Raw genomic sequence first — 26,953 nt, forward strand, 5'->3', positions numbered from 1 at the left:
GCAGCACGCATCAATTTCACGCAAGACTGTCGTTGCGACAAGAACGAGGAATTTTGTGAGATGGGCGGTGCCAGCCTATGATGATGCACTTCCCAACCCGCACGGGGCCCACCATGAGCATCCATCACGCCGCCGACGGCTACGACAGCCAGGACATCGCCGACACCTACGCCCGCGGCCGCCCGGACTACCCGGCGGCGCTGGACGGCTGGCTGCGTGACACGCTGGGCCTGCACAGCGTCAGCACGGTGCTGGACTTGGGTGCCGGCACCGGCAAGTTCACCCCACGGCTGCTGGCCACCGGGGCGCGCGTGGTGGCGGTGGAGCCGGTGCAGGCCATGCGCGAAAAACTGCACGCCACCTTTGCCCACGTCCAGGCGCTGGACGGCAGTGCCGACGCCATTCCCTTGCCCGACGCCTCGCTGGATGCGGTGGTGTGTGCCCAGTCGTTCCACTGGTTCGCCACCGCGCAGGCCCTGGCCGAAATCCGTCGCGTGCTCAAGCCCGGTGGCTGCCTGGGGCTGGTGTGGAACATGCGTGACAACAGCGTGCCTTGGGTGGCGCGCCTGGACGCCTTGGTCAACCACTACGAAGGCGACACCCCGCGCTACTACACCGGCGCTTGGCGCAGCGTGTTCCCCTGCCCAGGCTTTGGCCCGCTGCAGGCGTCGCACTTGAGCAATGGTCATACAGGCAACCCCGAGGCGGTGATCGTCGACCGCGTGCGCTCCACCAGTTTCATCGCCAGCCTGCCATCGCCGCAGCGCGATGCGCTGACCGCGCAGGTGCGCGAACTGATTGCCAGTGAACCTCTGCTGGCCGGCAAGGCCGAAGTCACTGTCCCTTACACCACGGCTGCCTTCTGTGCAGTGAAAACGGAGACTCCATGATCAAACGAATGGCCATTGCGCTGTTGCTGGTGTCGGGCCTGGCCCAGGGTGCCGACCCCGTGCTGCACACCGACCTGCCGCTGAGTTATCTGGAACAGGCGCCCAGCGTGACCCTGGACAAGCCGTTGGTGATTTTCCTGCATGGCTACGGCAGCAATGAGAACGACCTGTTCCAGTTGCGTGACCAGTTGCCTGAAGGCTATACCTACCTGTCGGTGCGCGCCCCGCAAACCCTGGAAGAAGGCAGCTACCAATGGTTCCACAAACAGGGCGACGGCCCCTATGACGGTGTGACGGCGGACCTTGCCAGCAGCCGACAGGTGCTGCATGACTTCATTGCCAAGGCCATTGCCAAATACCACACCAAGGCCTCCAAGGTAGTGCTGGTAGGCTTTAGCCAGGGCGCGATCATGAGTTACGAACTGGGCTTGCGTGAGCCGCAGTCGGTGCGCGGCATTGCGGTGCTCAGTGGCAAGATTTTGCCGGTGCTGCAGGGTGAGCTGAAGCCGAACCCGGCGCTGGAGTCGTTGTCGATCTTCATCGGCCACGGCATGGACGATGATCGCCTGCCCTTCACCGACGCCAGCGAGGCCCAGCGCATTTTGCATGAGTTGGGGCTGACCCCGGATTTTCATGCGTATGCGGATTTGGGGCATTCGATCAGCAAGACTGAGATCGAGGATTTGAATGCGTGGTTGGGGGATGTGCTGGCGCCATAGTGTTCATGGCCCATACGAATATTTATCCGTGCGTTAGGGTGTCGGCGCCCTAGCGCCTTGCCGCCAACGAAACCGACGCTTGCCGACACCCGGCAGTCGTTATCAGCTTGGTGGATGCCATGGCGGCGTTCACACCTGCGGCGGGTGCAGCGATGACATTTGCTCCGAGTGGCGTGTTTCCAGGGGACATGCCAGTGGTAGCTACAGTAGCTTGACACGTCGACGGTTCATTGCGCTGGCTTGGGCATTTTCGGAGAACCCAGGGGCCAGCGCAGCCTTCGGCAGCGGCCACAGGATATCAGTCACGCACCGGGATAGCATGATGATGCGCCGCAACCGCCTCATCCGCCTTCGCCATCTCCCACGCATCACGCGGCTCATCCAGATCCCGGTTCAACGTCTCCGGCGTCTTGAACGTGGTGTACAAGGTAGTCGCCGTCAACAACGCCAGGTAGCACGCAATCGGCACCCAGGCACCAATACCGGCATTCACCTCACCCTCATGGGTGGCCATCACCACGGCAATGATCCCCGCGCCAATCATCGGCGCGATGCCGCCGGCGATCACCGCCGAGACTTCCCGCGCAATTGACACGCCCATGTAGCGATGACGTGAGCCGAACAGTTCCGGCATCAACGCCGCCTGGGTACCGAACATGCCCCAGGTACCGATGCCCAGGGCAATGGAAATGGCGACGATGCTGGCGGCAATGTTGCCCAGGCTCAGCACCCACCACACAGGAAAGGCCAGCGCCAGTTGCAGCAAGGCGAAAGCGCGGTACACCACCACGCGGCCGAAGCGGTCGCTTAGCTTGCCGGCGATGGGCACGGTCAGCGCGCCCAGGCTGGCGGCGCAGATCAGCGTCAACACGCCCACCGGCCCCTTGAGGCCCACCACGCCGACGATGTAGCTCACCGCCAAGGCTTGATAGATGGACGAGCCGCCGTTTTCCGCCAAACGCAGGCCAATGCCGATCAGCAAGGTGGGCTTGGAGTGGGTCATGGCGCTTTTCAGCGGGTTGGCGCACTCACGTTTCAGTGCTTTCAGGCGGATGAAGGTGGGCGACTCTTTCAGGCGCAGGCGCATGTACAGGCCCAGCGCAACGATCACCACGCTGATGAAGAACGGCACGCGCCACAGGTTGGTCTGGGTGATGTTGTCGTTGCCGCTAACCACGAAGAAGTACACCAGCGCCGCCAGGATGGTCCCCAGCTGGATGCCCAGGAACGGCAGCGCTGCGTAGAAACCACGACGGCCCTTGGGCGCATACTCGGTCATCATCACCGCCGCGCCGGCCTGTTCCGCACCGGCGCCCAGGCCCTGCAGCAAACGCAGTACCACCAGCAACACCGGCGCCAGGTAGCCCACCTGATGGAAGGTGGGCAGGGCGCCGATCAGCGTGCTGGAAATACCCATCAGCAGCACCGTGGCCGACAGCACGAACTTGCGCCCCACGCGGTCGCCGATCATGCCGAACAGCACACCGCCCAAGGGGCGGATGGCAAAGCCGAGGAAGTAGGTGCCGAAGCTGGCGATCAGGCTCATGGCGCGGGTCTGTTCGGGGAAGAACAGCGGCCCGAAGATCAGCGCCGATGCCAGGGTGTACAGGGCGAAGTCGTAGTACTCCAGGGCGCTGCCCAGGGAACAGGCCCAGGCGGCGCGGTGCAGGTCTTTCTTCACCTGCGGGTCTGGTGTTTCAGCGGTATCGGACGGCGAGCGGGCGAGGGTCATGTTCGTTCCTCCAGGCGCCTTCATGGCGTCTTGTTATTGATAGGCAACCGGATGGGTTACAGGTTCAACCGCTGAATTTCCTGGAGCATGGCCTGCTCCATCACGTCGATGGGCGCGTCATGCCCGGTGTACAGCTCAATCTGCCGACAGGCCTGGTGCACCAGCATGCGCGTGCCGGCCACGGTGCCGCAACCCAGGGTGCGGGCTTGGCGCAGCAGCGCGGTTTGCACCGGCATGAAGGCCACGTCCATGACAATCAGGTGGCTTTGCAGGCGGCCGTCCAGTGGGTTGCTGTCCGGTTGCTTGAAGCCCACCGAAGTGGCGTTGATGACGATATCGAAGGCCTTGGCGTGGAAATGCTCCACCGCGCCGCCCCACTGGGCGCCCAGGGACTGCGCCAGCTCGCTGCCGCGCTCGGCGCTGCGGTTGAACACCGTGACCTGCGCGCCGGCCTGTGTGCAGCCATACACCACGGCCCGTGCGGCGCCACCGGCACCGACGATGGCCACGCGCTTGCCGTTCAGGCGCGTCACTTCCTGCAAGGCGCGCACGGCGCCCAGGTAGTCGGTGTTATAGCCGGTGAGCACGCCGTCAACGTTATTGATGGTGTTCACGGCGCCGATCACCTGGGCCGATTCATCGATGGCGTCCAGATGCGGCATCACCGCCTGCTTGTAGGGCATGGACACGTTCATGCCGCGCACGCCCAGAGTGCGAATGGCCGTCACGGCTGCCACCGGGTCCTCGACGCCGAAGCACACAAAGGTGTAGTCCAGGCCCAGGGCCGCATAGGCGGCGTTGTGGATCTTGGCCGAGAGGGAAAACGGCGAGCCCATGATCGAGCCGCACAGGGTGGGGAGGGACTGAGGCATGCTGGCATCCTTGTAAAAAAGAGGGTTAGACGACGCTGGTCAGGCCGCCGTCGACGAACAGGGTCTGGCCGTTGATGAAGTCGGCGGCTGGGGAGGCCAGGAAAATGGCAGCGCCGCACAGCTCCTCCACCTTGCCCCAGCGTCCCGCCGGGGTGCGCTTGATCAGCCAGTCGTTGAAGGTCGGGTCATCAGCCAGCGCCTGGTTCAGTTCGGTGCGAAAGTAGCCGGGCGCCAAGGCGTTGATCTGCAGGCCATGGCCGGCCCAGTCGGCGCACATGCCGCGGGTGAGCATGCGCACCGCGCCCTTGCTGGCCGCGTAAGGGGCGATGGAAGGGCGGGCCAGTTCGCTTTGCACCGAGGCAATGTTGATGATCTTGCCGTGGCCGCGGGCGATCATATGCCGGGCCACGGCCTTGGACACGTTGAACACACCGTCCAGGTTGGTGCTCATCAGCCGGTGCCAGTCCTCGGCGCTGAAGTTCTGCAGGGGCTGGCGGTGCTGGATGCCGGCGTTGTTGACCAGAATGTCGAGGGCGCCCAGGCGTTGTTCCAGGGTGTCGATGGCCCGGGCGCTGGCGTCGTGGTCGGCCACGTCGAACACGGCGTATTCGGCGTCCAGGCCTTCGTCGCGCAGCAAGGCGCAGGCGGCCTGGGCGCGCTCGGCGTCGCGGCCGTTGAGCACCACCCGGGCGCCGGCCTGCGCCAGCCCGCGGGCAATGGCAAGGCCGATACCGCGCACCGAGCCTGTGATCAGCGCCAAGCGGTCGTCCAAGCGAAAACTTGCTGTCATGTGAGTCTCCCGGTATTGGATTTATGAGTGAGGGATGGCCTTACTTTCAACCGCTATCGCTGGGGCGTGCCAATCGTTTATGGTGATGCCGTGATCACGGTTGGTGATCACCAGACAAGGAAGCGGTCATGGAACTCAAGCATTTGCGTGCCTTCGCGGCGCTGGCCGAAGAACTACACTTTGGCCGCGCCGCCGAGCGCCTGCACATTGTGCAACCGGCCCTGAGCGCACAGATTCGCGCTCTGGAAGACGACGTGGGCGCGCAGTTGTTCGAGCGTGATCGCCACGGTGTGGAGCTGACGGAGGAGGGCGCGTTGTTTTTGCCTGAGGCCCTGGCTACCCTGCGCCAGGCCGGGCGTGCCCGCGAAGTATTGCAGCAAGCGGCGGCGGGTGAGGTGGGCGTGGTGCGCCTGGCGTTCGTGTCCTCGGTGCTGTCGCAACTGTTACCGGCCCTGGTGCGGCAGATGGAACAGCGCTACCCGCGCATTGAGCTGGAACTCAAGGACATGCCCTCGCTGCTGCAAGCCCGCGCCCTGCAGGACAACGCCCTGGACTTCGGCCTGGTGCGCCTGCCCCTGAGCGTGCCGGGCGTGCACACGCGCATGCTGTTCGAGGAGTCGCTGGTGGTGGCCTTGCACGTCGACGACCCGCTGTGCGCCCTGCGCCGCGTGCAGCCCCAAGACCTGGCCGGGCGCCCGGCGCTGGTGCTGGCACGCAAATTCGCCCCCGGCCTGCATGATCAGATGCTGGTAGGCTTTCACCGGCGCAAGGTGACCCTCACCATTGCCCGCGAAATGGGCGAATTCACCACCTTGCTGGCGCTGGTGGCGGCGGGGCTGGGTGTGGGCATCGTGCCGGCGGGCGCGGCGTCGGCGTTGCCGGCCGGGGTGGTGACGCGGCCGTTGGCGGTGGCCATGAGTGGCGCCGGCATCGGCGTGGCCTGGACCGGGCTGGAAAGCCCGCGCAAGCGGGCGTTGATGCAAGTGTTGGATGAGCTGTATCCGTGAGTTGATGCAGTAGGAGCCGCGGAGTTGCCGCCAGCCCGTAGCGGCCGCCAGGCTGCGAAGGCGCGCACAGCGGGCCCGCGATCGGCATGACACCACCGAAGATCCTGCGGACCTCCTCGCAGCCTGCGGCAGTTCGTACGGGGCCATTACCGCTTCTCACTCAGGCGGTGCCCGCCACAAACCGCATCGCCACGCCATTCATGCAATAGCGCAGCCCCGTCGGCGCCGGCCCGTCGTCGAACACATGCCCTAGATGCCCACCACAGCGGTGGCAGTGTACTTCATTGCGCTCCATGCCCAGCGAGCTGTCACGGCTGACATTCACCGCCCCCGTCAACGGCGCGGTGAAGCTCGGCCAGCCCGTGCCACTGTCAAACTTGGCATTGGACGAAAACAGCTGCAACTGGCACCCCGCGCACGCAAACTTCCCTGCGCGATGTTCATTGTTCAGCGGGCTGGAAAACGGCCGCTCGGTACCCGCCCGGCGCAGTACGTCAAATTCATCATCATTGAGCAACTGATGCCACTGCTCATCACTGTGCTGTACCTCGAACGTCTCGGCAGGCGCGGCGTCAGCGGCCATGGCCTGGCGCAGGCGACCGCTGGTCAGCACTACCGCCGACAGCGACGCCAGGGCGGCGGCCTGGAACAAAAAACCTCTTCTGGACTGCATGGTGGCTCTCCTGGTGGGCCAACGGACAGGCAAAGTGTCGGCTTCGGCCGTTCGCCAAGTCCTCACGCAGGGTTAAACGTTTTGTGACACCTTTCGCATTTCCCCTGCATTTCGTCCGGAATTAGCGAGAGGGATGCGTAAAACCAATGTCGCAGTCCTAGAATCTTGGGATCCAGGGATTAAGGAAACGGTGATGGATATGTCAGCCGCACAACTCGCCAGCGTGGTCGCGCTCAAGTCGCAGGCGCCCACGGGCACCGGATGCATTGACAAGGTGTTACGAGCGCTGCGTACCCATTTGGGGATGGACGTAGCCTTTGTGTCGCAGTTTCGTACCACGGACCGCGTCTTCGTCAACGTCGACACCGACGGCGAAGGCCCGATCAAGCCGGGCGATACCCTGTCCCTGGACGTGGGTTACTGCCTGCGGGTGGTGGAAGGCATATTGCCCGAGCTGATCGCCGACACCGCCGACTACCCCATCGCCATGGCCCTGCCAGAAACCCAGGCACTGCCCATCGGCTCGCACCTGAGCGTACCTATCTACCTGAGCGACGGCCGCCTGTACGGCACCTTCTGCTGCTTCGGCCACAACGCCGACAGTAGCCTGGGCCAGCGCGACCTGTTGGTGATGAAGGTATTCGCCGAACTGATCGCCGACCGCATCGAGGGCGACCTCACCCTGGTGCGCGACCGCGTGGCCAAGCATCGCCGCATCTCCGCCGTGCTCGGCAGCAACCAGCCCGCCATCGTCTACCAGCCCATCTTCGACTTTCAGGGCATGAGCATCTGCGGCTGGGAATGCCTGTCGCGCTTCAACGTGGAGCCCATCCGTAGCCCCGACCAGTGGTTCAAGGAAGCCGCCGAAGCGGGCCTGGGCGTGGAACTGGAATGCCACGCCATCGCTGCCGCCCTCAAGGGCATGGACGCCTTGCCGTCCGGCACCTACCTGACCATCAACTGCTCGCCGCAACTGATGCTCAGCGGCCGCCTGACTGAACTGCTCAGCCCCTGCCCGGCCAGCCGCCTGGTGCTGGAAATCACTGAGCACGCCGTGGTCAACGACTACACCGGCCTGATCCAGGCCCTCAAACCCTTGCGCCAGAACGGCGTGCGCGTGGCCATCGACGACGCCGGCGCCGGCTACGCCAGCATGCGCCACATCCTGCAACTGCGTCCCGACATGATCAAACTGGACATGAGCCTGACCCAGGGCATCGACCACGACTCGCAGAAGCGCGCCATGGCCTCGGCGTTGATCGCCTTTGCCCGGGAAACGGGCAGCACCATTGTCGCGGAAGGCGTGGAAACCCAGTCAGAGCTGGATGCATTGCGGTTGTTGGGCGCAAACAAGGTGCAGGGTTATCTGCTGGGCCGGCCGTTGACGTTGCAGGACGCGCTGGCGTTGGTGGAGCGGGTGGCGGTTAATTGCCTCGACAGCCCCATCGTCAGCTCAGCCTGAACTGATCACCCGTAGCCGCTGCCAAAGGCTGCGCTGGCCGGTGTGAACCCTGGAGATCTCCAGCGGGCCACAGCGCCAGCGCAGCCTGCGGCAGCGGCTACGTGCGGATGTAGGTAGGGGGTTTAGCACGAGCTTGTAGGAAATATCTGTTATTGCTTGGGTGCTTTGTTTCCAGGGGAAACTCTCCTTACCCTGCTTGCTGTCGCTGAATACTCAGCGATCGGGTTTGGTAGCCCGATTCAGATCAAGGCGCTCAAGGACACTTTTCATATGGATAAGCTGACGCCTGTTTCACCTGCTGCAACCCTCCAATCCCTTCTTACCGCAAGCTGCGCATTCGGCGCCCACGACGAAAACGGCGAACCTCTGTTCCAGGTACGGGCAGGCGTCGAGGCCGAAACGGCGTTGGCGCAGGTGGCGCTACTGCTCAAGTGCGCTCATGAAACGGCTTATGAATTGACGGACAACGGCTGCGAAAATCCAGGGCTGGTCTGGTCAGTGGTTCAGGCCCTCGAGAGTGCGCAGGCGCTGGTGAATTCGGTGCTGAAGGGCACGTTGCGGTTGGCGTGATCTTGTAGCCGATGCCAGCGGCGACGGTGTGTTTCGGATGTGGGATTTACAGATGTCTAAGTGTTTTCTGATCGTAACGTGGTTCTGGAAACTCAACGGGCGGATGATGGCATGAAGGTGTTGAAGGCTTTGCCAGATAAGCCTGGTCATGCTTTGGCAGATTTGTTGCGACAATGCAATTTGAGGGCGTCTGAGCCTGAAGAACTGGCCTTGTGGCACGCTATCCGTCCGGTGGGGCTGGAGGTTTGATAGATGGGCACTGTGGCAAATTCAGATTGCAATGCGTTGTCCCCCGCACTTCCACAAAGCCGTGCAGCAGCTGTCTTGAAACCGCGTTGCCTGCATCGCGACTAAAGTCGGCTCCTACGCGGATGGCGTAGGAGCCGGCCATGGCCGCGATGCAGACGACACCGGCCTGTAGCAGCAACTGTCTTGTGGAGGTCACCACTGTGGGAGCAAAGCTTGCTCGCGATGGCGCCAGTGAGTGCCCCCCGCGAGCAAGCTTTGCGTCCACAGGGTGACGGTCAGGCCATGAAGGCGGCTTCCAGCAGCTGTTGGGTGTAGGGATGCTGCGGGTCGGCAAACACCTGCGCCGCCGGGCCTTGCTCCAGCACCTGGCCCGATTTGATCACCACCAGTTGATGGCTCAACGCCTTGACCACCGCCAGGTCATGGCTGATGAACAGGTACGTCAGGTTGTATTTCACCTGCAACGAACGCAACAACTCCACCACCTGTCGCTGCACGGTGCGGTCCAGCGCCGAGGTCGGTTCATCCAGCAGAATCAGCGCCGGTTTGAGCACCAGCGCCCGGGCGATGGCGATGCGCTGGCGCTGGCCACCGGAGAACTCATGGGGGTAGCGGTGGCGGCTGTCGGGGTCCAGGCCCACTTCCTTGAGCGCTTCGATGATGGCCATTTCCTGTTCTTCAGGCGTGCCGATGCCGTGTATGCGCAGGCCTTCGCCGACGATCTGCGCCACGCTCATGCGCGGGCTGAGGCTGCCGAACGGGTCTTGGAAGACTACTTGCATCTGCCGCCGGAACGGGCGCACCTGTTCGCGGCTGAGGCCGTCCAGGGGCTGGCCGTGGAAGCGGATGGCGCCCTGGCTTGCGATCAGCCGCAGGAGGGCCAGGCCCAGGGTGGATTTGCCCGAGCCGCTTTCGCCGACAATGCCCAGGGTTTGCCCGCGCGGCAGGCTGAACTGGATGCCGTCCACGGCCTTGACGTGGCCCACGGTGTGTTTGAAGAAGCCTTTCTTGATGGGGAACCAGACCTTGAGGTTGTCCACTTCCAGCATCGGTTCGCCAGCCACGGTGGCCGCCGGTTCGCCGCGCGGTTCGGCGCCCAGCAGTTCGCGGGTGTAGGGGTGTCGCGGGTTGCTGAACAGCTGCTCGCAGTCACCCTGTTCGACGATGCAGCCTTGCTTCATCACGCACACGCGCTGGGCCACGCGCTTGACCAGGTTGAGGTCGTGGGTGATCAGCAGCAGGGCCATGCCCAGTTTCTGTTGCAGGGACTTGAGCAGTTCGAGGATTTTCAGCTGCACGGTGACGTCGAGGGCGGTGGTGGGCTCGTCGGCGATCAGCAGTTGCGGCTCGTTGGCCAGGGCCATGGCGATCATCACGCGCTGGCGCTGGCCGCCGGACAGTTCGTGGGGCAGGGCCTTGAGGCGCTGGCGCGGGTCGGGGATGCCGACCAATTCCAGTAGTTCCAGGGTGCGCGCGGTGGCGGCCTTGCCGGTCAGGCCCTTGTGCAGGCCCAGCACTTCGTTGATCTGCTTTTCGATGCTGTGCAGCGGGTTCAGCGAGGTCATGGGCTCCTGGAAGATCATGGCAATGTCGTTGCCGCGAATCTGCCGCAGGGGCTTTTCGGCCATGTGCAGCAGGTCCTGGCCGTTGAACATCACCGTGCCGGTGGGGTGGCTGGCGATGGGGTAGGGCAGCAGGCGCAGGATGGAGTGCGCGGTCACCGATTTGCCCGAGCCGCTTTCGCCCACCAGGGCCAGGGTTTCGCCACGGCGGATGTCGAAGCTGATGCCTTCCACCACGCGGGCCGAACGCTGGTCGTTGTCGAACTGGACCGACAGGTCGCGGATTTCGATCAGGTTGTCTGGGTGCATGTCATTTCCTTGGATCGAACGCGTCGCGGGCGGCTTCGCCGATGAACACCAGCAAACTCAGCATCAAGGCCAGCACGGCGAAGGCGCTGATGCCCAGCCACGGGGCCTGCAGGTTGGACTTACCCTGGGACACCAGCTCGCCCAGCGACGGCGAACCGGCTGGCAGGCCAAAGCCCAGGAAGTCCAGCGCGGTGAGGGTGCCGATGGCGCCGGTGAGGATGAAGGGCATGAAGGTCATGGTCGAGACCATGGCGTTGGGCAGGATGTGCTGGAACATGATGCTGCCGTCGCGCATGCCCAGGGCGCGAGCCGCGCGCACGTATTCCAGGTTGCGGCCGCGCAGGAACTCGGCGCGCACCACGTCCACCAGGCTCATCCATGAGAACAGCAGCATGATGCCCAGCAGCCACCAGAAGTTGGGCTGCACGAAGCTGGCGAGGATGATCAGCAGGTACAGCACCGGCAGGCCCGACCACACTTCCAGGAAGCGTTGCCCGGCCAGGTCCACCCAGCCGCCGTAGAAGCCCTGCAGGGCGCCGGTGATCACGCCCACGATGGAACTGAGGACGGTCAGGGTCAGGGCGAACAGCACCGAGATGCGGAAGCCGTAGATCACCCGCGCCAGCACGTCGCGGCCCTGGTCATCGGTGCCCAGCCAGTTCTGTGCCGAGGGCGGCGCGGGGGCGGGCACTTTCAGGTCGTAGTTGATGCTCTGGTAACTGAAGGGAATGGGCGCCCACAGGGTCCAGCTGTCCTTGGCCTTGAGCAGTTGCTGGATGTACGGGCTCTTGTAGTTGGCTTCCAGCGGGAATTCGCCGCCGAAGGTGGTTTCCGGGTAGCGCTTGAACGCCGGGAAGTACCAGCCGCCGTCATAGTGCAGGGCCAGGGGTTTGTCATTGGCGATCAGTTCGGCGCCCAGGCTTGTGACGAACAGGATCATGAACAGCCACAGCGACCACCAGCCGCGCTTGTTGGCCTTGAACCGTTGCAGGCGGCGACGGTTGATGGGGGACAAGGTCATGTCAGTGCTCCCTGCGTTCGAAGTCGATGCGTGGGTCGACCAGGCTGTAGGTCAGGTCACCGATCAGCTTCACCAGCAATCCCAGCAGGGTGAAAATGAACAGGGTGCCGAACACCACCGGGTAGTCGCGGTTCACCGCGGCCTCGAAACTCATCAGGCCCAGGCCGTCGAGGGAAAAAATCACCTCCACCAGCAAGGAGCCGGTGAAGAAGATACCGATGAAGGCGGAGGGGAAACCGGCGATCACCAGCAGCATGGCGTTGCGAAACACGTGGCCGTACAGCACGCGGTTGTTGCTCAGGCCCTTGGCCTTGGCAGTGACCACGTACTGCTTGCCGATCTCGTCCAGGAAGCTGTTCTTGGTGAGGAAGGTCATGGTGGCGAAGTTGCCGATCACCAGCGCCGTCACTGGCAGGGCCAGGTGCCAGAAGTAGTCCAGCACCTTGCCGCCCAGGCTCAACTGGTCGAAGTTGTTGGAGGTCAGGCCGCGCAGGGGGAACCAGTCCAGGTAGCTGCCGCCGGCGAACACCACGATCAGCAGAATGGCGAACAGGAAGGCCGGGATGGCGTAGCCGACGATGATGGCCGAGCTGGTCCACACGTCGAACGGGGTGCCGTGGCGGGTGGCCTTGGCGATGCCCAGGGGGATGGACACCAGGTACATGATGAGCGTGCTCCACAGCCCCAGGGAGATGGACACCGGCATTTTTTCCAGGATGAGGTCGGTGACCTTGGCGTCGCGGAAGAAGCTGTTGCCGAAGTCAAAGTGGGCGTAGTGCTGGATCATGATCCACAGGCGTTCAGGCGCCGGCTTGTCGAAGCCGTACTGCTGCTCGATTTCCTTGATCAGCGAAGGGTCCAGGCCCTGGGCGCCGCGGTAGTTGGAGCCGCCCATGGACACCTCCGCACCCCCGCCGGCGAAGCGGCTGGTGGCGCCTTCGAAGCCTTCCAGCTTGGCGATGGCCTGTTCCACCGGGCCGCCGGGGGCGGCCTGGATGATGATGAAGTTGATGATCAGGATGCCGAACAGGGTCGGGATGATCAGCAGCAGGCGCTTGCAAATATAGGCCAGCATCTCAGCGCTCCTTGCCGGGTGAATCGGTGTTGGTGGTGATGGGGATGGCCGGCGCCACGTCGGGCTTGGCCCACCAGGTCAGGGTGCCCACGTCATAGCGCGGCGACACGGCGGGGTGGCCCAGGTGGTTCCAGTAGGCCACGCGCCAGGTCTTGATGTGCCAGTTGGGCACCAGGAAATAGTTGGCCAGCAGCACCCGATCCAGGGCGTGGGCGTGGGTGATGAGGCTTTTGCGGGTGTCGGCGTTGATCAGGCTTTCGGTCAGTGCGTCGACGGCTGGGTCCTTGATGCCGATCCAGTTGTAGCTGCCGGTGCGGTCTGCGCTGCTCGATTCCCAGTATTCACGCTGTTCGTTGCCCGGCGAGTCAGACTGCGGAAAGCTGGCGACCATCATGTCGAAGTCCCGCGAGCGGCGACGGGTGACGTACTGGGAGGCGTCGATGCGGCGCAGCACCAGTTCGATGCCAAGGTCGGCGAGGTTGCGCTTGTAGGGCAGCAGCACCCGCTCGAATTCAGGCTGGGCGAGCAGGAACTCGATGCTCACCGGTTTGCCGGTGGCGTCCACCATGCGGTCGTTGACCACGTGCCAGCCGGCGTCCAGCAGCAGTTTGTAGGCCTGGCGCTGTTGGTCGCGGATCATGCCGCTGCCGTCGGTAACCGGGTTCTTGAACGCGGTGTTGAACACCGTGTCGGGGATCTTGCCGCGCAGCGGTTCAAGGATGTTCAGCTCGTCGCCATCCGGCAGCCCGGACGAGGCCAGGTCGGAATTTTCGAAGAAGCTGTCGGTGCGGGTGTAGGCGCCGTTGAACAGCTGGCGGTTGCTCCATTCGAAGTCGAACAGCAGGCCCAGGGCCTGGCGCACGCGCACGTCCTGGAACAGTGGCCGGCGCAGGTTGAAGATGAAGCCCTGCATGCCCACCGGGTTGCCATTGGGCAGTTCTTCCTTGATCAGGCGTTTTTCACGCACTGCCGGCACGTCATAGGCGGTGGCCCAGTTCTTCGCGGTCATTTCCAGCCAGTAGTCGAAGGCGCCGGCCTTCAGGGCTTCCAGGGCCACGTTGTTGTCGCGGTAGTAGTCGGTGGTCAGCACGTCGAAGTTGTACGAGCCGCGGTTGATGGGCAAGTCCTTGGCCCAGTAGTCCTTGACCCGCTCGTAGCGCACCGAGCGCCCGGCGTTCACCGCCGCCACCTTGTAGGGGCCGCTGCCCAGAGGGAACTCCAGGTTGGCGCGGCTGAAGTCGCGGGTGGCCCAGTAGTGCTTGGGCAGTACCGGCAGTTGCCCCAGGATCAGCGGCAGCTCGCGGTTGTCGCGGGTCTTGAAATCGAAGCGCACGTGCAGCGGGTCTTCGGCCACCACGTCGGCCACGCCGGCGTAATAGGTGCGGTACAGCGGCGAGCCGTCCTTCATCAGGGTGTTGAAGGTGAACACCACGTCGTCGGCACGCATGGGGTGGCCGTCGTGGAAGCGCGCCTCGGGGCGCAGGGCGAAGCGCACCCAGCTGTTGTCCGGGGCCTTCTCGATGGTTTTAGCCACCAGGCCGTATTCGGTCAGCGGCTCGTCCAGGCTCTGGCGGGTGAGGGTGTCGTAGATCATGCCGATGTTGCCTTCCGGCACACCTTTGCTGATGAACGGGTTAAGGCTGTCGAAGCCACCCGACGCGGCGGTGCGGAAGGTACCGCCCTTGGGCGCGTCGGGGTTGGCGTAGTCGAAGTGCTGGAAGTTGGCCGGGTACTTCGGGGCTTCGTTGTACAGCGTGGCGGCGTGCTCCGGGGCGGCGCAGGCCAGCCCTGACAGTAACAGGCCGCACGCGGGCAGCAACAGGGCGCGTAGACGCGTCATGGGTGAGACTCCACGGGCTTGAGCCACCACGCGTTCAGGCCCAGGGTGTAGGGCGGCGTGGCGACGAAAGCGAAACGGTTGCGATAGGCCAGACGATGGGCGTCCAGGTACCAATGGGGGATCATGTAGTGCTGGAACAGCAGCACGCGGTCCAGGGCACGCGCGGCGGTCACCTGGTCATCGCGGCTGTGGGCGGCCAGCAGGTCGTCGAGCAGGTGGTCGACCACCGGGTTGGCAACGCCGGCGTAATTCTTGCTGCCCTTGACCGAGGCCTGGCTGGAGTGGAAATACTGCCACTGCTCAAGGCCGGGGCTGAGGGTCTGGTTGAGGGTCATGACGATCATGTCGAAGTCGAATCGGTCCAGCCGCTGCTTATACTGGGCGCGGTCCACGGTGCGCAAGCGCGCGTCGACGCCGATGGCCAGAAGGTTTTCGACATAAGGTTGCAGGATCCTTTCCAGGCCCGGGTTCACCAGCAGCAGTTCCAGGCGCAGCGGTTGCCCCTGGGCGTTGAGCAGCCGCTGGCCGTCGAGCTTCCAGCCGGCGTCGGCCAATAGACCCAGGGCACGGCGCAGGGTTTCACGGTCGATGCCCTGGCCGTGGCTCTGGGGCACGCTGAAGGGCTGGGTGAACAGCGCGGTGGGCAGTTGCGCACGGTAGGGCGCCAGCAGCAGGAACTCCTTGCCGCCCGGCAGGCCACGGGCGGCGAACTCGCTGTTGGGGTAGTAGCTGGTGGCCCGTTGGTAGGCGCCGTTGAACAGGGCGCGGTTGGTCCATTCGAAATCCAGCAGCAGGCCCAGCGCCTCGCGCACGCGCACATCGCTCAGGCCGGGGCGCCGGCTGTTGATGAACAGGCCCTGGGTCTGGGTGGGGATCTGGTGGCGGATGTGCGCCTTGATCACGTCGCCGCGCAGCACAGCCGGGTAGGTGTAGCCATTGGCCCAGTTCTTGGCCTGGTGTTCCAGGTACAGGTCGAATTCATTGGCCTTGAAGGCTTCGAAGGCCACGTCGTTGTCGCGGTAGAACTCCACTTCCACGCGGTCGAAGTTGTACTTGCCGCGGTTCACCGCCAGGTCTTGGCCCCACCAGTCCTTGACCCGCTCGAACACCAGGCGGCGGCCGGGGACCACCTGGGTGATGCGGTAGGGGCTGCTGGTGACGGGCGGCTCGAAGGTGGTGGCCCGGAAGTCGCGGCCGCGCCAGTAATGCTCGGGCAACACCGGCAACTCGCCCAGGCGCAGGATCAGCAAAGGGTTGGCGCTGCGCTTGAATACGAAACGGATGCGGTGCGGGTTGAGGATATCGACCCGTTGCACTTCCTGCAGGCTGGTGCGGTACAGCGGGTGGCCTTGCGTGAGCAACGTGCGGTAGGAAAACGCCACGTCGCTGGCGGTGATGGCGTGGCCGTCGTTGAAGCGCGCTTCGGGGCGCAGGTTGAACACCACCCAACTGCGGTCGTCGCTGTATTCCACGTTTTGCGCAATCAGCCCGTAGCTGGATGCCGGTTCGTCCCCCGACGGGTCGTATTGCCCGGTGCCGACCATCAGTGGTTCGTTCAGCTCGCTCACCCCGTACTGGATGAAGTTCGGCGTGCTGACCGGGCTGGTGCCCTTGAAGGTGTAGGGGTTGAGTGTGTCGAAGGTGCCAAACGCCATGACCCGCAAGGTGCCGCCCTTGGGCGCCTGGGGGTTTGTCCAGCCGAAGTGGCTGAAGCTGGCGGGGTATTTCAACGTGCCGAACTGCGCGTAGCCATGGCTTTCGAATACCGTCGCGCCAGCGTGACAGCTCAGGACCAGGCCGAGGGAGAGCAGCAGGGGTGAACGCATCACGTCAGAGATCCGGTTTATTACCGGTACAGTAACAGTTTGTCTCTGGTTCAAGAAGTATTCACGCCAGGGGGTTACTCAGCGGCGGCTGCGCCCTGGGTCAGGGCTTTGACCTTGGCCTCGATGGCCAGGCGCTCATGCTGGGTGAGTACGCCGCGGTCCCACAGTTCCATGGCGGCGGACAGGATCCAACCATGGTAGAACGCCCGGGACAGCTCGCGGGTTTCGGCGTTCAGGGCTTCGAGCACGGCGTCGAGGTGGGCCAGTTTGCGTTCTTTGAGTGCTTCAGGGGTTTCGAGGGTCATGAAAATACCTTGATGACGGAGCTGCCGCCAGGCTGTGAAGGCGCGCACCGCGCGCACGCGATCCAGGTCACACCGCCGAAGGTCCAACGGACCTTTTCGCAGCCTGGCGGCAGCTTCCTGCGGGGCAGTGGCGCGCCTGGAGGGCGGGGCGCGGCGGTAAGGGTGTTAACGGTCGCGGTAGACCACCAAGGTCTGGCCTGGCTTCAGCGCGCGAGCGGTGTTGGGGTTCCAGCGCTTGAGGTGGTTGACCTCGACGTTGAAGCGCTGGGCCACCACGTAAAGCGAGTCGCCCTTGCGAATCTTGTAGCGAGTGGCGACCTGGCGGCCCTTGCCATTGCTGGCGGCGCTGGCCACGGCGGTGGATTTGCCACGGCCCTTGCTCACGGTGCGGGTGTTGTCCTGCATCACCAGGGTCTGGCCGACCTTCAGGTGCATGCCCGACAGCTTGTTCCAGTGCTGCAGGTCCTTGATGTCAACCTTGTTGGCCTTGGCGATCAGGCTCAGGTTGTCGCCACGCTTGACCTTGTAAGAACGACGGCGGGCCGGCAGATCGGTGCGGGCCACGTCCTCGATCAGCTTGCGCCTGGGCGCCAGGCTCAGCAGCTCCTCTGGGCCCATCTTGGCCAGGCTTTCGGTCAGCAAATGCGCCTTGGCGGTGGGCACCAGCAGGTGCTGGGGGCCGTCCACGGTGACGCGTTGCTTGAGCGCCGGGTTAAGCTGGAACAGCTCGTCTTCGTCGATGTTGGCCAGTGCCGCCACGCGGCCCAGGTCCATCTGCTGATTGACTTCCACCACCTCGAAGTACGGCTGGTTGGCGATGGGGTTGAGGTTCACGCCGTACGCCTCGGGGGACATCACCAGCTCCGACAGTGCCAGCAGCTTGGGCACGTAGTCGCGGGTTTCCTGAGGCAGGGGCAGGTTCCAGTAGTCGGTGGGCAGGCCCAGCTTTTCGTTGCGCTCGATGGCCCGGCTGACGGTGCCTTCGCCGGCGTTGTAGGCCGCCAGGGCCAACAGCCAGTCACCGTTGAACATGTCGTGCAGGCGGCTAAGATAGTCCAGCGCGGCAGTGGTGGACGCGGTCACGTCGCGGCGGCCGTCGTAGAAGCGGGTCTGGCGCAGGTTGAAGTAACGGCCGGTGGACGGGATGAACTGCCACAGCCCGGTGGCGTCGCTGCGCGAATAGGCCATGGGGTTGTAGGCGCTTTCGATCACCGGCAACAGCGCCAGCTCCAGCGGCATGTTGCGTTCTTCCAGGCGCTCGACGATGTAGTGCATGTACAGGCTGCCGCGGTCGCTGGCGTTTTCCAGGAACGAGGGGTTGCTGACGAACCACAGGCGCTGCTGTTCCACGCGCGGGTTGACGGTGATGCCGTCCTGCAGCTGGAAACCTTGGCGCATGCGTTCCCATACATCCTGAGGCGCCTGCTGGGCTTGCTGCGGGTTGGTGAACAGGGGTTTCTGCTTGATGCGCGCATCCAGGCTATGCAGCCTGACACTTTCGGCATCCGGAACCTGGCTCGTGCTTTGGCAGCCCGCCAGAATCACGGGCAGGGCCAGCGCGACGGCCTGGGCCAACCGCGTCAATGCGTCTGAATTGAAGGGCTTTCGAGTGGTGGACGACATTGGCTGGAGGGATAATCCGGGCAAAAATGTCGGGCGATTCTAGAAACTGCCCACCCCCGGGTCAACCTTTCAGAATTTTTAGACGCAAGCACAACCGCTTTAGAACTTATCTTTCCAAGCCCTCAAGGCAGCAAAAGTGGCGGCTGGAGAGGTATTTACGACGCCTGTCCGTTCGTCTGCTTTTTCTTTGACGCAGGGTTCATTCACGCGCAAAAAAGGGTTGGTGTGCAGTTCAAGGCCGATGGAGGAGGGCAATGTGATGCGATTTTCCTCGCGCAAGCGGGTAACGTCAGCGAAACGTTGGGCAAGCTGTGGGTTGCCGGGCTCCACCGCGCAGGCGAAGCGCAGGTTGCTCAGGGTGTATTCGTGGGCGCAGTACACGGCGGTGTCGTGCGGGAGGTTGGCCAGGCGTTGGAGCGATTGATGCATCTGCGCCGGCGTGCCTTCGAAAAGCCGGCCGCAACCGCCGGCAAACAGCGTGTCACCACTGAACAGCAACGGGGCGCTGCCTGCGTGGTAATAGGCGATATGGCCCAGGGTGTGGCCGGGCACGGCGATGACCTGAAACGTCAGGCCCAGCACCTGGACCGTGGCATTGTCGTCCAGCGCCACGTCGCGGGCCGGAATGTTTTCATGGGCCGGGCCATACACAGTGGCGCCCGTGAGCTGCTTGAGCTCGGCGACACCGCCCACATGGTCATTGTGGTGGTGGGTGACCAGGATGTCGGTCAGTTGCCACTCGGGATGCTGCTCAAGCCAGGCGCGCACGGGCGCTGCATCGCCGGGATCGACCACGGCGCAGCGCTTGCTTGCAGTGTCTTGTAACAACCACAGGTAGTTATCAGTGAAGGCTGGCAGTGCGTCGATCTGTATCATGGCGCGATTCGCTAAGCATTGAATAATGGTGCATCTTAGAACCTCTTGTGGCTATTGGTGAACCTCTTCGTGGGAGATGGCAATGACCGATAAAGCATTTGCGCAGGCCGACCCCGAATGGCTGGAGTTGATCGGCCAGGCTCGGGACTGGTTCGAAGGCCCGCTGGGCCAATTCCTTCTCAAGGAAGAGCAAACGCTGCTTGAAGAGGAGCTGGGCCGCTTCTTTGGCGGCTACCTGGTGCATTACGGTCCCAGCGCCCAAGTGCCGCCCCAGGCGCCGCAGGTGCAGCGCAACGTACGGTTGGGCGCGCCGTTGCCGGGGGTGGAGATTGTCTGCGAAGAGCAAGCCTGGCCCCTGAGCGAGCACGCCGCCGACGTGGTGGTGCTGCAACACGGCCTGGATTTCAGCCTGTCGCCCCATGGCCTGCTGCGCGAGGCGGCCAGCGCCGTGCGCCCCGGCGGCCACCTGATCATTGTCGGCATCAACCCCTGGAGCGCCTGGGGCCTGCGCCGGGCCTTCGCCCATGATGCCCTGCGCAAGGCCCGCTGCTTTTCCGCCTCGCGGGTTGGCGACTGGCTCAACCTGCTGGGCTTTGCGCTGGAGAAACGCCGGTTCGGGTGCTATCGTCCGCCGCTTGCGTCACCGGCCTGGCAAGCGCGCCTGGCAGGCTGGGAGCGCCGCGCCGGGCGCTGGCAAAGTGCTGGCGGCGGCTTCTATATTCTGGTCGCGCGCAAACTGGTGGTGGGCCTGCGCCCGCTGCGCCAGGTGCGTCGCGAACCCATGGGCAAGCTGATCCCGTTGCCGATGGCCAAGGTCAATCGGCGCAACAGCGAACCCTGACATCGACGGATAGGTAGTAATGAGCGATAGCGTTGAAATCTTCACCGACGGCGCCTGCAAGGGTAACCCGGGCGTTGGCGGCTGGGGCGCCCTGCTGGTGTGCAAGGGCGTGGAAAAGGAGCTGTGGGGCGGCGAAGCGGCCACCACCAACAACCGCATGGAACTGATGGCCGCCATCCGTGGCCTGGAAGAACTCAAGCGCCCCTGCGACGTGCTGCTGGTGACCGACTCCGAGTACGTGATGAAGGGCATCAACGAGTGGATGGTCAACTGGAAAAAGCGCGGCTGGAAAACCGCCGCCAAACAGCCGGTGAAGAACGCCGACCTGTGGCAGATGCTCGATGAGCAGGTAGGCCGGCATACCGTGACCTGGAAATGGGTGCGTGGGCATACCGGGCATCATGGCAACGAGCGGGCAGACCAGTTGGCGAATCGAGGGGTGGATGAGGTGCGGGCGTTGAAGCGCTGATCGACTTCATATCGGGCGCCGCGCAAGCGGCGCTCGGCCCCAGTCTTACAACTGCGTCTTCAGCGCCCGCTCCATCCGCGCAATCCCTTCCTCCAGCAAGGCCCGTGGGCAGCCGAAGTTCAAGCGCAGGAACTGCCCGCCAAGCTCATCGTCGAAGTCGGTGCCCGGGCTCAGCCCCACCTTTGCGTGCTTCAAGAAAAACGCATGCGGGTCGTTCAGCCCCAGGCCGCTGCAATCGAGCCACGCCAGGTACGTGCCCTGCGGACAGGTCATGGTCACGCCCGGCAAGCGCGTGGCCACCGCGCTGGCCAGGTAGTCACGGTTGGCTTGCAAATAAGCGACCACCTCGGCCAGCCACTCACCGCCATGGTTGAACGCCGCCTCTGTGGCCACCAGCCCCAAGGTGCTGACGCTGTCGACCATGCCCAGCCGCGCCACGTTGAAGCGGTGGCGCAGGGCCGGGTTCTTGATGACCGCGAAGGCGTTCTTCATGCCGGCGATGTTGAACGCCTTGGTGGCCGACATGAGGGTGATGGTGCGCTGGGCGATCTCGTCGTTCAGGCTGGCGATGGGAATGTGCCGACGTCCGTCGAACAGGATCTGTGCATGGATCTCGTCGCTGATCAGTAGCGTGTCGTGGGCTACGCAGGCATCGGCGATGGCCTGCAACTCGGCGCGCTCGAACACCTTGCCCAGCGGGTTGTGCGGGTTGCTGAGAATCATGGCGCCGGCCTTGCCCAGGGCCTCGTCCAGCGCGGCAAGATCGGTGGGGTAAAGGCCATTGGCATCGACGTGGAAGCGCAGGTCGATACGCGGCAGCTTCCAATGCCCGGCGGCATTGAGCAGGGGGCGGTAGTTGGGGGTCTGCACCACCACGCCGGTGCCCGGCTCCAGCAGGCCGTTGAGGGCCATGTTCACGCCGCCTTCAACGCCGGGCAGAAACACTAGCTCCTCGGGCGCCACTTCCCAGTCGAACAGCTCGCGCAGGGCCTTGATCAGGGTGCTGCGCAGGCTGTCCTGGGCCACGCTGTAGCCCAGCATTGGGTGGCTGAGGCGCTCTTGCAACGCCTGGACAATGCCCGGCGCCACCGCGAAGTCCATGTCGGCGACCCACATGGGCAAAACGTCGGCCGGGAAGCGGCTCCATTTGGTGCTGCCGGTGTTGTGGCGGTCGTGGACGGTGTCCAGGTTGAAGGTGTTGGCCACGTGGGGCTCCATGAGGGGGCGGGCGTTTAATGGTTTCATTTGACCGTTCGACGCGATGGGTTGGCAAGGGGCATTTCTACTGCCAGGGCAATGCTTCGGGCCACATCGAAGCACCAGTGGTTTGCGTTCTCTATAGTCGGTGGCTCTTCCAGCGCATCACTTGGGAGCTTGCGTGGAATCGATGATTGGCCCCGCTGTCCTGGACATTGACGACCCAGGGGGAACTGTAACGCCGGATGAGCGCTGGGTTGACATCGCTCGCAGCCCCGAGCCCATCTTATGCTAAAGTGCGCCGCTGTCCCGCAGTTGAAATAACGAGAGTGTTGCACCCATGGCCACGAGATACGTAGTCCTCGATACCGAAACCACCGGCATGCCCGTGACCGATGGTCACCGCATCATTGAAATCGGTTGTGTCGAAGTCATTGGCCGGCGCCTGACCGGGCGCAACTTTCACGTTTACCTGCAGCCGGACCGCGACAGTGACGAGGGCGCCATTGGCGTTCACGGTATCACCGACCAGTTCCTGATCGGCAAGCCGCGCTTTGCCGAGGTGGCCGAGGAGTTCTTCGAGTTCATCAAGGGCGCCGAGCTGATCATCCATAACGCGGCGTTCGACGTTGGTTTCATCAACAACGAGTTTGCCCTGATGGGTGCGCAGGAGCGTGCCGACGTCACCACCTATTGCTCGGTGCTCGACACCCTGGCCATGGCCCGTGAGCGCCACCCGGGCCAGCGCAATAGCCTGGATGCCCTGTGCAAGCGCTACGGCGTCGACAACTCGGGCCGTGAGTTGCACGGCGCGTTGCTCGACTCCGAGATTCTGGCGGATGTCTACCTGGCCATGACCGGCGGCCAGACCAGCCTGTCGCTGGCGGGCAATGCCAGTGATGGCGCCGGTGACGGCTCCGGCAACCAAGGCAGCGAAATTCGCCGCCTGCCGCCTGAGCGCCGCCCGGCGCCGATCATTCGCGCCACCGAGGCCGAGCTGGCCGAACATGCGGCGCGTCTGGAGATCATCGCCAAGTCGGCGGGCGCGCCAGCGCTTTGGAGTCAGTTGATCGAAGCCGAGCAGGGCGCCACGGCATGATGGCCGCTTGCCTCTGAGTTGTTCAGGGGCGACCTTTTGTTATACCCCCGTGTCGAGTTGCCTGACGTGCAGTCGCCCAAGCTTCTACCCTGAGATCATGGGCCGCCTTTTGCGGCCGTTCCGGGGCTGCCTGCGATGTACAAAGACCTCAAGTTTCCCGTGCTGATCGTGCACCGCGACGTCAAGGCCGATACTGTGGCCGGCGCCCGGGTGCGGGGCATTGCCCATGAGCTGGAGCAGGAAGGCTTCAGCATTCTGGTGGCCACCGACGATGCCGAGGCGCGCCTGGTGGCGGGCACTCACCATGGCCTGGCGGGCATGCTGATTGCTGCCGAAGGCGCGGGGGAACACACCCATCTGTTGAAGAACATGGTGACCCTGATTCGCCTGGCGCGGGTGAGGGCGCCGAACTTGCCGATTTTTGCCCTGGGCGAACAAGTCACCCTGGAAAACGCCTCGGCCGATGCCTTGAGAGAACTCAACCACTTGCGCGGCATCCTCTACCTGTTTGAGGACACCGTGCCGTTCCTGGCCCGCCAGGTGGCGCGCGCTGCGCGCAATTACCTGGACGGCCTGCTGCCGCCGTTTTTCAAGGCGCTGGTGCAGCATACCGCGCAGTCCAACTACTCCTGGCACACCCCCGGCCACGGCGGTGGCGTGGCCTACCGCAAGAGCCCTGTGGGGCAGGCGTTTCATCAGTTCTTTGGCGAGAACACCTTGCGCTCGGACCTGTCGGTGTCGGTACCGGAACTAGGCTCGCTGCTGGACCATACCGGGCCGCTGGCCGAAGCCGAGGCGCGGGCGGCGCGCAATTTTGGCGCCGACCACACCTTCTTCGTCATCAACGGCACGTCCACCGCCAACAAGATTGTCTGGCATGCCACGGTGGCGCGCGGCGACCTGGTGCTGGTGGACCGCAATTGCCACAAGTCGGTGCTGCACGCGATCATCATGACCGGTGCCATCCCGCTGTACCTGGCACCCGAGCGCAACGAGCTGGGCATCATCGGCCCCATCGCGCTCAGCGAGTTCACCCCGGCGTCGATCCAGGCCAAGATCGACGCCAACCCGCTGGCCCGCGGGCGGCCACCCAGGGTCAAGCTGGCCGTGGTCACCAACTCCACCTACGACGGCCTGTGTTACAACGCCGAGCTGATCAAGCACACCCTGGGCAGCAGCGTCGAAGTGCTGCACTTTGACGAAGCCTGGTACGCCTACGCGGCCTTTCACGAGTTCTTTGCCGGCCGCTACGGCATGGGCACCAGCCGCAGCACACAGAGCCCGCTGGTGTTCAGCACCCATTCCACGCACAAACTGATGGCGGCGTTCAGCCAGGCATCGATGATCCATGTGCAGGACGGCGGCTTGCGGCAACTGGACCGCGACCGTTTCAACGAAGCGTTCATGATGCACATTTCCACGTCGCCGCAGTACAGCATCATTGCCTCCCTGGACGTGGCCTCGGCGATGATGGAAGGGCCGGCGGGGCGTTCGCTGCTACAGGAAATGTTCGATGAGGCGTTGAGCTTCCGCCGCGCCCTGGCCAACCTGCGCCAGTCGTTCGCGGTCGACGACTGGTGGTTCAGTATCTGGCAGCCCGCCGGTGTGGAAGGCACCGACATCGTCAGCACCCAGGACTGGCTGCTTGCGCCTGAGGCCGACTGGCACGGCTTTGGCGAGGTGGCCGAGAACTATGTGCTGCTGGACCCCATCAAGGTTACGCTGGTGATGCCGGGCCTGACGGCGTCCGGCGCCCTCAGCGAACGAGGCATCCCGGCGGCGGTGGTCAGCAAGTTCCTGTGGGAGCGCGGCCTGGTGGTGGAGAAGACCGGGCTGTACTCCTTTCTGGTGCTGTTCTCCATGGGCATCACCAAGGGCAAGTGGAGCACCTTGCTTACCGAGTTGCTCGAGTTCAAACGCAGCTACGACGCCAATGCCGACCTGATGCAGTGCCTGCCCTGTGTGGCCCGCCTTGACCCCGTGCGTTACCAGGGCATGGGCCTGCGCGACCTGTGTGACCAGTTGCATGGCTGTTACCGCAGCAACAGCACCGCCAAACACCTGAAGCGCATGTACACCACCTTGCCCGAGGCGGCCATGACCCCGGCCGATGCCTATGACGCCCTGGTGCGTGGCGAAGTGGAAGCGGTGCCCATCGATGAGTTGCCCGGACGCATCGCGGCGGTCATGCTGGTACCTTACCCGCCGGGCATTCCGTTGATCATGCCGGGGGAACGCTTCAGCGAGTCGACGCGCTCGGTGATCGACTACCTGGCCTTCGCCCGCGCGTTTGACCAGGGGTTCCCCGGATTTGTGGCCGATGTGCATGGCCTGCAACACGAACATGGCCCTTACACGGTCGATTGCATCAAGGAGACCGAGAAGTCATGAGTACGGTCAACCCGGCCATCTCTGTGCGCCTGGCCGATGAAGCCTTCGCGCCCTACGTGCTGGACAGTGAATACGGCTTTCAGGTGCAGGGTTACGCCTGCCCGCAAATCGGCAAGCCCGTGGCGCAATGGCCGGTGCAGGCCGTGGCGCCTTACCAGAAGTGCTACGGGATAGACCCCGAGGAATTCAGTAGCTACCGCGACAAGGATGACAGCGCGATCTTCGTTGCCTGGTTGGAGGGCCGCGCGGTGGGGCATGTGGTGGTCAGCACCAATTGGAACGGCCTGGCCCATGTGGACGAGTTGGCCGTGCACGCCCCGGCCCGCCGCCACGGGGTGGCGCGGGCGTTGCTGGGGGTGGCGCAGTGGTGGGCGCGCAAGAAGCGCTTGCCGGGCATCATGCTGGAAACCCAGAACAACAATTTGGCGGCGTGCCGCTTGTACGAAGGTTTCGGTTTCGAGCTGGGCGGCATCGATCACTTGCGCTATCGCGGCATCGACCCACAGACCAGTGAGGTGGCTATGTTCTGGTACCTGATGTTCTGAGAGCCCACTGGCCGCCCTGTAGCCGCTGTGTGGCTACGGTGTTGCCGTGCCGACTAGCATTTGCGCTTTTTGGATGACAATCTCCAGCAACGCCTTGGCTGCCGCGCCGGGTTCCTGGCCTTTGAGGGTCAGGGCATACAGGGTGACCGGCACCGCCGGGGAGATCGGGCAAACGTCCAGCCCGGCCTCGCGCGCGCCGGCGGCGGTGAAGGGGTCTACCACGGCCAGGCCTTCGCCGGCCTCGACCATGCTGCGCATCATCTGGTAGTTCTGCACCCGCGTCTGCACCTTGGGCGCCGGGCGCAGGGCCTCAAGCTTGGCTTCCAGGCGCAGGCTGATGGGGTCCTGGCCCTCGAGCCCGATCATGGTCTGGCCGGCCAGTTCCTGAATGCCGAGGTATTTGTGCTTGGGCGACAGCCAGCCGTGGGGCGCCAGCAGTTGCAGTTTGCCCTCGACCAATGCCACGCAGTCGATGTCCGGGTGGTGGGGGTTGTGCAGGCTCAAACCCAGCTCGCCTTCACGCAGCAACAGGCTGCGCACGATGCTGGCCGTGGGTTGGCTGAGCAATTGGCAGGGGGTGTCCTGGAAGCGCCGGCGCAGGGCGGCCAGGGCCTGGGGCAGCAAGCGATGAGCCAGGGGCTCAGTGCAGATCACCCGCAGCGGGGTGTCCTGGTGCAGGCGCATGTCGGCGGCCAGGCGGCGAATGTGTTCCAGCGGTGCATCCAGACGGTTCAGCGCGCCCGCCAGGGCCATGGCCTCGTCGGTGGCCTGCAAGCGGCCGCGCACCCGCGCAAACAGCAACAGGCCGCTTTGGCTCTCGGCGTCCTGCAAGGTAGCGTTCACGGTGTCCTGGGGGAGTTGCAACAACTCGGCGGCAGCGCTGAGGCTGCCACCGTGCATGAGCGCCTGAATCACTTCAATGTGGCGTAGTCGCATCAGTGGAGTCCGTGCCCGGAGAGGGGAGCGTGCATGCTCGAACGGCCATTATGCCGGGCAATTCGCGCCCACCG

The 26,953-nt window shown here is 64.1% G+C and carries 24 protein-coding genes; 10 read left to right on the forward strand and 14 right to left on the reverse strand.

Annotated elements, in window-relative coordinates; genetic code table 11:
* Positions 1 to 113: 113 nt before the first annotated feature.
* Together PMM47T1_RS11780 and PMM47T1_RS11785 are read left to right on the forward strand one after the other, a co-directional pair.
* On the forward strand, positions 114 to 890 hold the full coding sequence (locus tag PMM47T1_RS11780) for a class I SAM-dependent methyltransferase (protein ID WP_043300951.1): 777 nt from the start codon (positions 114 to 116) through the stop codon (positions 888 to 890).
* On the forward strand, positions 887 to 1,609 hold the full coding sequence (locus PMM47T1_RS11785; RefSeq protein WP_008368900.1) for an alpha/beta hydrolase: 723 nt from the start codon (positions 887 to 889) through the stop codon (positions 1,607 to 1,609). The genes PMM47T1_RS11780 and PMM47T1_RS11785 overlap by 4 nt, the downstream gene beginning before the upstream one ends.
* Positions 1,610 to 1,907: 298 nt before the next feature.
* On the opposite strand, the gene PMM47T1_RS11790 is transcribed toward PMM47T1_RS11785, so the two are convergent.
* From PMM47T1_RS11790 to PMM47T1_RS11800, 3 genes are read right to left on the reverse strand one after another with little or no spacing between them, the layout of a single operon-like run.
* Positions 1,908 to 3,341 (reverse strand): MFS transporter, encoded by a 1,434-nt coding sequence (locus PMM47T1_RS11790; protein ID WP_008368902.1) that lies wholly within the window; start codon positions 3,339 to 3,341, stop codon positions 1,908 to 1,910.
* A 56-nt stretch (positions 3,342 to 3,397) separates the two neighbouring features.
* Positions 3,398 to 4,213, reverse strand: coding sequence for a shikimate dehydrogenase (aroE, locus tag PMM47T1_RS11795; RefSeq protein ID WP_008368904.1), 816 nt, complete (start codon positions 4,211 to 4,213; stop codon positions 3,398 to 3,400).
* A 25-nt stretch (positions 4,214 to 4,238) separates the two neighbouring features.
* Positions 4,239 to 5,003 carry a glucose 1-dehydrogenase gene (locus PMM47T1_RS11800; RefSeq protein WP_008368906.1) on the reverse strand — a complete coding sequence of 255 codons (765 nt, stop codon included), beginning with the start codon at positions 5,001 to 5,003 and terminating at the stop codon, positions 4,239 to 4,241.
* 128 nt (positions 5,004 to 5,131) lie between these two features.
* Between PMM47T1_RS11800 and PMM47T1_RS11805 the strand changes: the two genes are divergently transcribed.
* On the forward strand, positions 5,132 to 6,010 hold the full coding sequence (locus PMM47T1_RS11805) for a LysR substrate-binding domain-containing protein (RefSeq protein ID WP_008368908.1): 879 nt from the start codon (positions 5,132 to 5,134) through the stop codon (positions 6,008 to 6,010).
* Positions 6,011 to 6,170: 160 nt separating this feature from the next.
* Here the strand turns inward: PMM47T1_RS11805 and msrB are convergent, their stop codons facing one another.
* Positions 6,171 to 6,683: a peptide-methionine (R)-S-oxide reductase MsrB gene (gene msrB, locus PMM47T1_RS11810; RefSeq protein ID WP_043300936.1), complete on the reverse strand. Its 513-nt coding sequence runs from the start codon at positions 6,681 to 6,683 to the stop codon at positions 6,171 to 6,173.
* A gap of 193 nt (positions 6,684 to 6,876) precedes the next feature.
* Between msrB and PMM47T1_RS11815 the strand changes: the two genes are divergently transcribed.
* Together PMM47T1_RS11815 and PMM47T1_RS11820 are read left to right on the forward strand one after the other, a co-directional pair.
* Positions 6,877 to 8,145 carry a sensor domain-containing phosphodiesterase gene (locus tag PMM47T1_RS11815; protein WP_008368912.1) on the forward strand — a complete coding sequence of 423 codons (1,269 nt, stop codon included), beginning with the start codon at positions 6,877 to 6,879 and terminating at the stop codon, positions 8,143 to 8,145.
* A 270-nt stretch (positions 8,146 to 8,415) separates the two neighbouring features.
* Positions 8,416 to 8,715 (forward strand): DUF3077 domain-containing protein, encoded by a 300-nt coding sequence (locus PMM47T1_RS11820; RefSeq protein WP_043300954.1) that lies wholly within the window; start codon positions 8,416 to 8,418, stop codon positions 8,713 to 8,715.
* Between the two features lie 524 nt (positions 8,716 to 9,239).
* Here the strand turns inward: PMM47T1_RS11820 and PMM47T1_RS11825 are convergent.
* The 8 genes from PMM47T1_RS11825 to gloB all read right to left on the reverse strand — a co-directional run bounded on the left by PMM47T1_RS11825 (position 9,240) and on the right by gloB (position 19,401).
* A complete protein-coding gene (locus tag PMM47T1_RS11825) occupies positions 9,240 to 10,835 on the reverse strand; it encodes an ABC transporter ATP-binding protein (RefSeq protein ID WP_008368916.1) in 1,596 nt (531 codons plus the stop codon).
* Position 10,836: 1 nt separating this feature from the next.
* Positions 10,837 to 11,856 carry an ABC transporter permease gene (locus PMM47T1_RS11830; protein WP_008368919.1) on the reverse strand — a complete coding sequence of 340 codons (1,020 nt, stop codon included), beginning with the start codon at positions 11,854 to 11,856 and terminating at the stop codon, positions 10,837 to 10,839.
* 1 nt (position 11,857) lies between these two features.
* Positions 11,858 to 12,931, reverse strand: a complete 1,074-nt coding sequence (locus PMM47T1_RS11835; protein WP_008368921.1) for a microcin C ABC transporter permease YejB — start codon at positions 12,929 to 12,931, stop codon at positions 11,858 to 11,860.
* Position 12,932: 1 nt separating this feature from the next.
* Positions 12,933 to 14,771, reverse strand: a complete 1,839-nt coding sequence (locus PMM47T1_RS11840; RefSeq protein ID WP_008368923.1) for an extracellular solute-binding protein — start codon at positions 14,769 to 14,771, stop codon at positions 12,933 to 12,935.
* Positions 14,768 to 16,597 (reverse strand): extracellular solute-binding protein, encoded by a 1,830-nt coding sequence (locus tag PMM47T1_RS11845; protein WP_008368925.1) that lies wholly within the window; start codon positions 16,595 to 16,597, stop codon positions 14,768 to 14,770. Before PMM47T1_RS11845 ends, PMM47T1_RS11840 begins: the two co-directional genes overlap by 4 nt.
* A gap of 74 nt (positions 16,598 to 16,671) precedes the next feature.
* A complete protein-coding gene (locus PMM47T1_RS11850; protein ID WP_008368928.1) occupies positions 16,672 to 16,902 on the reverse strand; it encodes a hypothetical protein in 231 nt (76 codons plus the stop codon).
* Positions 16,903 to 17,067: 165 nt separating this feature from the next.
* Positions 17,068 to 18,525: a transglycosylase SLT domain-containing protein gene (locus PMM47T1_RS11855; RefSeq protein ID WP_008368930.1), complete on the reverse strand. Its 1,458-nt coding sequence runs from the start codon at positions 18,523 to 18,525 to the stop codon at positions 17,068 to 17,070.
* A 99-nt stretch (positions 18,526 to 18,624) separates the two neighbouring features.
* A complete protein-coding gene (gene gloB / locus PMM47T1_RS11860) occupies positions 18,625 to 19,401 on the reverse strand; it encodes a hydroxyacylglutathione hydrolase (protein WP_008368932.1) in 777 nt (258 codons plus the stop codon).
* An 82-nt stretch (positions 19,402 to 19,483) separates the two neighbouring features.
* On the opposite strand from gloB, the gene PMM47T1_RS11865 reads away from it, so the two are divergent.
* Positions 19,484 to 20,242 carry a class I SAM-dependent methyltransferase gene (locus PMM47T1_RS11865; protein ID WP_008368934.1) on the forward strand — a complete coding sequence of 253 codons (759 nt, stop codon included), beginning with the start codon at positions 19,484 to 19,486 and terminating at the stop codon, positions 20,240 to 20,242.
* Positions 20,243 to 20,261: 19 nt separating this feature from the next.
* Positions 20,262 to 20,711: a ribonuclease HI gene (rnhA, locus tag PMM47T1_RS11870; protein ID WP_008368936.1), complete on the forward strand. Its 450-nt coding sequence runs from the start codon at positions 20,262 to 20,264 to the stop codon at positions 20,709 to 20,711.
* A 45-nt stretch (positions 20,712 to 20,756) separates the two neighbouring features.
* On the opposite strand, the gene PMM47T1_RS11875 is transcribed toward rnhA, so the two are convergent.
* Complete coding sequence (locus tag PMM47T1_RS11875) at positions 20,757 to 21,956, reverse strand: MalY/PatB family protein (RefSeq protein WP_238536614.1); 1,200 nt, start codon at positions 21,954 to 21,956, stop codon at positions 20,757 to 20,759.
* 292 nt (positions 21,957 to 22,248) lie between these two features.
* Here PMM47T1_RS11875 and dnaQ point away from each other — a divergent pair, with 292 nt between their 5' ends.
* From dnaQ to PMM47T1_RS11890, 3 genes are all read left to right on the forward strand, one after another.
* Positions 22,249 to 23,007: a DNA polymerase III subunit epsilon gene (dnaQ, locus tag PMM47T1_RS11880; protein WP_008368941.1), complete on the forward strand. Its 759-nt coding sequence runs from the start codon at positions 22,249 to 22,251 to the stop codon at positions 23,005 to 23,007.
* A gap of 135 nt (positions 23,008 to 23,142) precedes the next feature.
* Positions 23,143 to 25,398, forward strand: a complete 2,256-nt coding sequence (locus PMM47T1_RS11885; protein WP_008368943.1) for an Orn/Lys/Arg decarboxylase N-terminal domain-containing protein — start codon at positions 23,143 to 23,145, stop codon at positions 25,396 to 25,398.
* Positions 25,395 to 25,943 carry a GNAT family N-acetyltransferase gene (locus PMM47T1_RS11890; protein WP_008368945.1) on the forward strand — a complete coding sequence of 183 codons (549 nt, stop codon included), beginning with the start codon at positions 25,395 to 25,397 and terminating at the stop codon, positions 25,941 to 25,943. The genes PMM47T1_RS11885 and PMM47T1_RS11890 overlap by 4 nt, the downstream gene beginning before the upstream one ends.
* Before the next feature lie 33 nt (positions 25,944 to 25,976).
* Here PMM47T1_RS11890 and PMM47T1_RS11895 read toward each other — a convergent pair whose 3' ends face one another.
* Entirely contained in the window at positions 25,977 to 26,879 is a 903-nt protein-coding gene (locus tag PMM47T1_RS11895; RefSeq protein ID WP_008368948.1) for a LysR family transcriptional regulator, read from the reverse strand.
* Positions 26,880 to 26,953: the final 74 nt, after the last annotated feature.

It is taken from the genome of Pseudomonas sp. M47T1 (genome assembly GCF_000263855.1).
Lineage (GTDB): Bacteria > Pseudomonadota > Gammaproteobacteria > Pseudomonadales > Pseudomonadaceae > Aquipseudomonas.